This window comes from Bacillus cereus, from assembly GCF_002567495.1.
In the GTDB taxonomy this organism is placed as follows: domain Bacteria; phylum Bacillota; class Bacilli; order Bacillales; family Bacillaceae_G; genus Bacillus_A; species Bacillus_A cereus_AQ.
The window spans coordinates 16,731-23,802 of the sequence record NZ_NVAP01000084.1 but is presented as its reverse complement, the minus strand read 5'-3'; the positions used below and the strand labels follow the sequence as shown (position 1 = coordinate 23,802).

Here is a 7,072-nt window from a genome sequence, read left to right as displayed (position 1 = left end):
TGTGGATACATTCTATAAAGCAGATTCTTTTGAAAGGCGTAACATGTCGATCCTTATAGAAGGTGTGGCGTCACTCTAAAAACTGATCTCAAATCTCTTGTACTTTATGAACTAACAATCTAGTGTATATAGACGATTCTGTTTTATAGGATGTGTTTACACGTATAACAAAGGGGTAATACGTGTTATTTATATAAAATTAAATTGGTTCAAGTCGGAGGAAGGCACCTGAGGGTGTCTTTTTTTATTTTCACTCGACAAAATATGACGAAACAGTTATAACTGAATTTGTTATGCTTGTGTGGAAATCTTACATTTTAAAAGTGGATATTATATGGCTGATCCAAAATACACTAAGATTGACGAACGATTTGACGCTATCGAATACCCAGTTACACTTACTGAAATGGTCGAAATATCAAAAGAGTTCCCGAAAACGGAGCGTAAATACTATCAGTATGCTTTCGATGCTTTAAAGAAGGTTATGAAAGCTCAAGAAGCTATCCATTACTTTGAAGTTGTTGAACCTAAACTGACGAAAACTGGTTTTATTGTTGTCGGAGAACACAACTTATATATGGTAATGATGAAAGGCGGCTTATTTGGAGGAGCTAAAGCTGAGATAGTTAAGTATAAAGATATTAAATAAGTTGATGAATCCGTTTTCAACTTCAGAAAAATATGATAAAATTGCATATGAAAGATTGAAGATATATTCGTAGTTTTAAAAGTGATCTTATTAAAATTAAAGTGGTTATCAAGTCGGAGGAAGGCACCTTAGGGTGTCTTTTTTTGTACATACTAAAAAGCCTCGCCATCTTATAACACGGCAAGACCTTTACAACAAACAATAATTGCAACTATATTAATTTTACATTACATTAAGGTTGGAGAATATAATACTAATAAAGTACTACATAGTAGGTGTCGAAAATGGAATTTAACGATTTGGGTATTACCATTAAAGAACTTAGAATTAAAAAAAACATATCCCAATCCGAATTATGTCATGGAATATGTTCACAAAGTCAAATTAGCAAGATCGAAAAAGGTGTGATTTATCCATCTAGCATATTGTTATATCAATTATCAGAAAGACTTGGTGTTGATCCAAATAATATATTTGCACTAACTCAAACAAGAAATTAAAATACGTACAAAATGCAAAATATGTAATGATCGATTGTACAAAGCAAAAGCAATTTGAAGAACTTTATGAAATGGTAAAAAAAGAGAAAAACGAAAATAATTTCCAATCAATAGAAGATAAACAATTTCTACTATGGTATGAAGCAATTGCTATATATCGTGTGAATAACGCAACAAAATTGGCTTTAACTCTCTTAAATAATGCATTAAAACTAACTGTAACTCAAAAGGAATCTTAACTAGACAATTAAGAGAGCTTGAAGAGGACGAGCTAGTACTTAGAGAAGTTTATAAAGTTGTTCCACCCAAAGTAGAATATTCACTAACAGAGCAAGGTAAGAAGTTTATACCTGTATTAGAAGCAATGCAAGTTTGAGGTAAAGATTTACTAAATAAAAAAATAGAGATGCATGAAAGACATGAGGACTAATACAGTATTACTGCCTTCTTATTACCAATAGATAGAAGGTATGGAGTCCAAATTAAGTTACATTATTGTTGATTATTGAGTATAAGCACATTGATGCAATAGTAATTTAAGAGCTGCGATTGTAGCTCTTTTTCTTATCCAGCTAACGGTGCAGTTAGTGGAAGAAGGATTTTAATTTACTATGATGAAATATGTTATCTAGGCGAAATCTGAGAAGGAGGTTTCAATACTATAAAAAATGTTTTGTAGAATGAATGTAAGGGAGGAAAGCTAGCTTGGAAATCACAACAGAAAGATTAATAATCAGACCCTTTAAGGGTACTGATTTACAGGATGTATTTGCTATTTATAGTAATGATGATACATGTAAGTACCTATTACATAATAAGTGGTCTCATGAAGATATGCAGAAAAGATTCGATAAGAAGCTAGTAAACAATGTACTCACTACAGAATCAAATTTAAGTTTGGCAGTCATATACAAGACTAATGTAGTGGGTGATCTATCTGTATGGTACACAGATATGAAAGACACTGTTGAGATTGGTTATTGTTTTTCAAATAAAGTAGCCGGAAAAGGTTTGGCAACTGAAGCAGTAAGTAGTTTGGTATTTAAATTATTTGATGAATTTAATGTACATCGTATACAAGCTAATCTTGATGCACGTAATATAGCTTCACAAAAATTGTGTGAACGAATAGGCATGAGAAAAGAAGCCCATTTCATACAAGATTATTGGAGTAAAAATGAATGGACAGATAGTCTTGTATATGGAATGTTATCCTCTGATTTGAAGTAATAGACGTAGTAGCTAACGGGTGCGTTAGTTGAATAATAAAGGGCATAACATATTAATATGATTAAAATGTTATGCCCTTTAATGTATTAACTTTTTTAAAGTTAGGTCTCGATAATTTCAAATGTAGAAAAGCTCCCACAATTTATTATTAAAATTAATTAATTAATTAACATTAAAGACCGCGAGCTCTCAATTTTATATTCTAGGATAATGATATGCAAGATTGCATGTGTAAAACGGTTGCAATTCCGCACAACCTGTAACTATAATAGTTACAGGTTGGTGATGCCAATCAAACAAATACAATCATCATGAATGGAGATGTTATCGAATGGGTATGAAAAAATTAATTTTAGCAGGTGCTTTAGGGTTCGCAGCATTATCAGGAACGAATCTACCAGGATTAGAAGCAACAAAAGCGAGTGCAGCTTCTATTGAAACGAATTTCTCGACGTTAGAAGGACGCGTAGTAGAAGTGGATCATGGTGTGATTGTTGTGAAATCTAAACAATACGAAGAACCAGTTAGTGTGTATATAGAAAATCTTTCAAATGTGAAAGTAGGAGACGAAGTAAAAGCGACTGGATCTATGATGCGTAACTTTACGGAGTATATGGTTGCAACAGAAGTTGAGAATACGACAAACAAATTAGGTATGCATTTGAAAGAAAATGGCTCACCTGATTATGTAATTGGTGAAGTATCAGAAGTAGGTACGATGGAAGACAGTGCTACTAAATATGTCGTAGTTGAGTATCCAACACAAAATGGGGAGAAAGACGTTATTGACGTGTTCTTAACAAAGGGACAAGTATTTAAAACAGGTGAGAAAGTGAAAATTGATATGAAGTATGTAGGCTGGGGCGGCATTTCTATTAATTACAACACAGTTGATCACATCGAAAAAGTGCATGAGGTAAACAATAGCACTCAAAATAATGATGATGTGTGGATTTGGTCTTAATTTGATTAGTAATATCAGAATCAAAAAAGAAAGACGTTCTTAGGTTGTAAAAGCTATACTGAAATGAGTATGGATTATAATATTCATTTCAATTAAATAAAGGAGAGGAGTCTATTCTATGACTTCTCTCCTTTGCTTTATTCGAACTTTGTGTGAGTCTATTTATATGACCATATTTAAGTAAGAATAGCTTTTAAAATCGACACTTTGTTTGTAGTAAATAATACATAATTTTGTTTTACAGTTCTAATTAATATACGATCAGTTGTCCCATATGCTGTTCCAATACGGATTGCAGTTGGTTCCTCAACTCCAGCATAGGTAGCATCTTCGGTAACCTCAAGCACATCACGTAATGGAATCGTAACCTCCGCCAATTGCCATGAAATAATTAACTCTTCTTTTGTTTTCCTTACATCAATACCTAGCATTATACCAAGACCTTTGTATAATAGAATGCTACACTTATCATCTTATTATACAAATTTTTAGATTATTTTTCTACACGTATGAATAGAACTGATATTTTAAGGGTGTCAAAAGTACGGGAAGATATACTATCAATCTATTAAGAAAAACGCTATGAAGAAAAGTTCACAGGGAATTAATATGGATTTGACATGGTTACAGTATGATGAATGAGTAACAGTAGGCGTTGCAGGAAGGAAATGAATGATGAGACTTAAATTAGTAGGAACCTTAACTTGTATAGTAGTAATATTAGGTATCTTTATCGTTTACACTAATGTATCTATTGGTAAAGAACCATATAAGACAAACCATGAAACTAGTGAAAACTCCATAAATAACGAAAAAAATAGAAAGCAAAATGGGACTTCAAGAAAGATAGCAAGCTCTTTTGCTAGTATACAGGCTGTAGTAAATAAGGAATATGGTTTACCCGAAAACTATAAGCCAGAGGATTTAGTTGTACCAAATGTACCATTCTCATTTAGTGGAACGGTAGAAAAGAGTCACCTTCGTAAAGAGGCAGCGGAAGCATTAGAAAAACTATTTTTTTTAGCTAAGCAAGATGGTATACAGTTGAATGCTGTTTCAGGATTTCGTTCCTATGAGTATCAAAAAGGCCTGTATGCCAGCAATGTTAAAAAGAATGGGCAAGAGCATACGGATCGCTTCTCTGCAAAGCCAGGGCATAGCGAACATCAAACAGGGTTAACAATGGATGTTTCATCGAAAAGCGCGAACAATGAACTAGAGCTAGCCTTTGCAAATACGAAGGAAGGAAAATGGCTAAAAGATAACGCGCATCGTGCAGGATTTATCATTCGTTATCCAAAAGGTAAGGAAGATATAACTGGATATGCATATGAGCCTTGGCATGTACGTTACGTAGGAGATATTGCTGAAAATATATATAAAGAAAAACTAACTTTAGAAGAATATATGAATCTGAAAAAATAAAGAATTGATCTAGTTAGTATTAGTAGTGAGAGTGTTAAAAGATAGGATAGATACGCATCTGGCGCAAACGCCATTATAATCCCAGTTGATGATCAAAAGATTAAGCGATATATACTGGAGCACAGTTATATAAGTCAAATTGGCATATATCATGTAAGTGCGAATGCGGATGTACGGATTCGCACTTACATGAAGCCAAAAGCATACATTACAATAACCTACTTTTAATCAGTTTACATAACACATCTCATAGGTATTTGTAAAAAACAAGTGAATAAATCTCAAAATAAAAAGAATACTTATGTCATTGAGATAGAAAGAGAAATTTAGTAGTTATATTTTGAAATCTACATTAAAATAATATTTAGCGGAATGCTCAGCTAAATCAAGTACAATAAAAAGAATTAAAGGAAATGCTCTATTTCGACATCACAACAATTATATTTTGTAAAATACACCATCCATTTAGTCTTAAGGAGTTAAAGTTAACTGATTTGTATTAAAATGTTATACACTGGCTATATCGCTATAAGCGACCATTTAATCAATATTAATAATGTATAGCTGAATGTATCTGAAACTAAAAGATATTTAGACTGATGAAAGGTAAGGTAGATGATCCCTTTATAAAGAGGTAAAAAAATAAACACTCACAACTTCGCACGAAATACCAATTTTACGAACAATGAGATGTATAAATAAAAATCTAATACAGTATTTAGGGATTTCGAGCTCAATTGCATGGATCTCAGTATATTGGTATGTGCTTATATAATTTATACTTTATATAGAAATCATTAAATGCCGAGTTATTCATTAAAAATTTTTATAGTAAATTACATTTTAATTTATAATATTTTTCTTAAGTTGATCTAATTAACTCCCCATAATCATGATTAAATTAACCAATTTACAATTGATAATGATTTTTAAACTATTTTCATGTATTGATTTTTTGTATGAATTTATATATCAAATATGTTTTATTTTACATACATTTATATGTAGTTTTTGCACGGATTTTTATGGTCTAATACAAATTTATCACTTGGTTAGCTATAATTTTCATTTGACTGACTACACTATACCATTCAGTTTTGAGTGTATTTTAGTATTTCGTAATATAATTATGTAAATAAGTTTGTGTAAAAATTGAATTTAATGCGAACTTGTGTTCGTTTATATTTTCTGTTATAGTATATATGAGGTGATTTTTATGGATTACAGCAAACAACGTCAAAAATCCGTACATCGTAAGAAATTATACGTGAATTTAAATGAAATGCCCTTTTACATAGAAGAATTTGTGGAGTACAAAGAATTGCATGATGCCTCTCCCTCCACCCTACTGAATTATGTATATGATTTTAGAGTCTTCTTTAATTGGTTATTATCTGAACAAATTATTGAATTTAAGCCCATTAAAGACATATCCTTCTCTGATTTGGAAAATTTAAAGAAAAAAGATGTTGAGAACTTTATGAGGTTTCTAAAACTACAACAAAACATGCAGAATTCTTCTGTTAACAGAAAAATTTCGGCCTTAAAGTCTTTATTTAAGTACCTCACCTCCCTATCAGAGAATGAAGATGGAGAATGCTATTTTTATAGAAATGTAATGGCTAAAATTGAAATACATAAAGATAAAGAAACATTAAATGCTCGTGCAAAACGTATGAGATCTAAAATATTCCATAATGATGATGATCAAGAATTTCTGAATTATGTTAAGTACGAACATGAAAAATCTTTAACAAAACATCAGTTATTCTATTTCCTAAGAGATAAGGAGCGTGATGTAGCTATCCTTTCGCTCTTTCTTGGTAGTGGTATTCGTGTAAGTGAATTGGCCGATCTCCGCATGGAAGATATAAACTTAAAAGAAAGACTAATTGATGTAATTCGAAAAGGAAACAAAGAAGATTCCGTCTGGATTACCCCCATTGCATTAAATGATCTTGAAAAATATATGGAGATTAGAGATAACAAATATGCTCCAGGGAAAGAATTACAAAATGTATTCTTATCTAAGTATAAACATACTGCACAGCCTCTTTCTGTTAGGGCTATCCAAGATATAGTAGAAAAATATACTAAAGCCTTTGGCAAAAAAATGTCTCCTCATAAATTAAGACATACATTGGCAAATAAGTTATATATGGAAGAAAAAGACTCGTTACAAGTGATGCAACAACTTGGACATACCAGCCAGGATACGGCCTTATTATATACACAGCTTGGAGAAACAACTATCAAAGATAGCTTAGGAAGAATAGGAAAGAATAAACAATAAAAGTTCAGCAA

General features: G+C 31.6%; 5 protein-coding genes and 3 pseudogenes. 7 read left to right on the top strand and 1 reads right to left on the bottom strand.

What is annotated here, in order from left to right; all coding sequences use genetic code 11:
* Positions 1 to 334: 334 nt before the first annotated feature.
* The 5 genes and pseudogenes from COK05_RS29820 to COK05_RS29800 form a co-directional block, all read left to right on the top strand.
* Positions 335 to 646: pseudogene (locus tag COK05_RS29820) on the top strand (PH domain-containing protein); the annotation flags it as partial.
* 287 nt (positions 647 to 933) lie between these two features.
* Positions 934 to 1,382 (top strand): annotated as a pseudogene (locus COK05_RS29815) (helix-turn-helix domain-containing protein); the annotation flags it as partial.
* Positions 1,373 to 1,525, top strand: a pseudogene (locus tag COK05_RS29810) (winged helix-turn-helix transcriptional regulator); the annotation flags it as partial. The pseudogenes COK05_RS29815 and COK05_RS29810, both read left to right, overlap by 10 nt.
* A 329-nt stretch (positions 1,526 to 1,854) precedes the next feature.
* Positions 1,855 to 2,379, top strand: coding sequence for a GNAT family N-acetyltransferase (locus COK05_RS29805; protein WP_098615399.1), 525 nt, complete (start codon positions 1,855 to 1,857; stop codon positions 2,377 to 2,379).
* 331 nt (positions 2,380 to 2,710) lie between these two features.
* The gene (locus COK05_RS29800) at positions 2,711 to 3,343 is read left to right on the top strand and encodes an ATP F0F1 synthase subunit alpha (protein ID WP_050845037.1); all 633 of its coding nucleotides are present in this window, start codon (positions 2,711 to 2,713) and stop codon (positions 3,341 to 3,343) included.
* 176 nt (positions 3,344 to 3,519) lie between these two features.
* Here the strand turns inward: COK05_RS29800 and COK05_RS29795 are convergent, their stop codons facing one another.
* Entirely contained in the window at positions 3,520 to 3,774 is a 255-nt protein-coding gene (locus COK05_RS29795; protein WP_098615398.1) for a SunI/YnzG family protein, read from the bottom strand.
* 244 nt (positions 3,775 to 4,018) lie between these two features.
* On the opposite strand from COK05_RS29795, the gene COK05_RS29790 reads away from it, so the two are divergent.
* Together COK05_RS29790 and xerS are read left to right on the top strand one after the other, a co-directional pair.
* Positions 4,019 to 4,768, top strand: coding sequence for a M15 family metallopeptidase (locus COK05_RS29790; RefSeq protein WP_098615400.1), 750 nt, complete (start codon positions 4,019 to 4,021; stop codon positions 4,766 to 4,768).
* Between the two features lie 1,216 nt (positions 4,769 to 5,984).
* Entirely contained in the window at positions 5,985 to 7,061 is a 1,077-nt protein-coding gene (gene xerS, locus COK05_RS29785; RefSeq protein WP_098615397.1) for a tyrosine recombinase XerS, read from the top strand.
* Positions 7,062 to 7,072 lie beyond the last annotated feature (11 nt).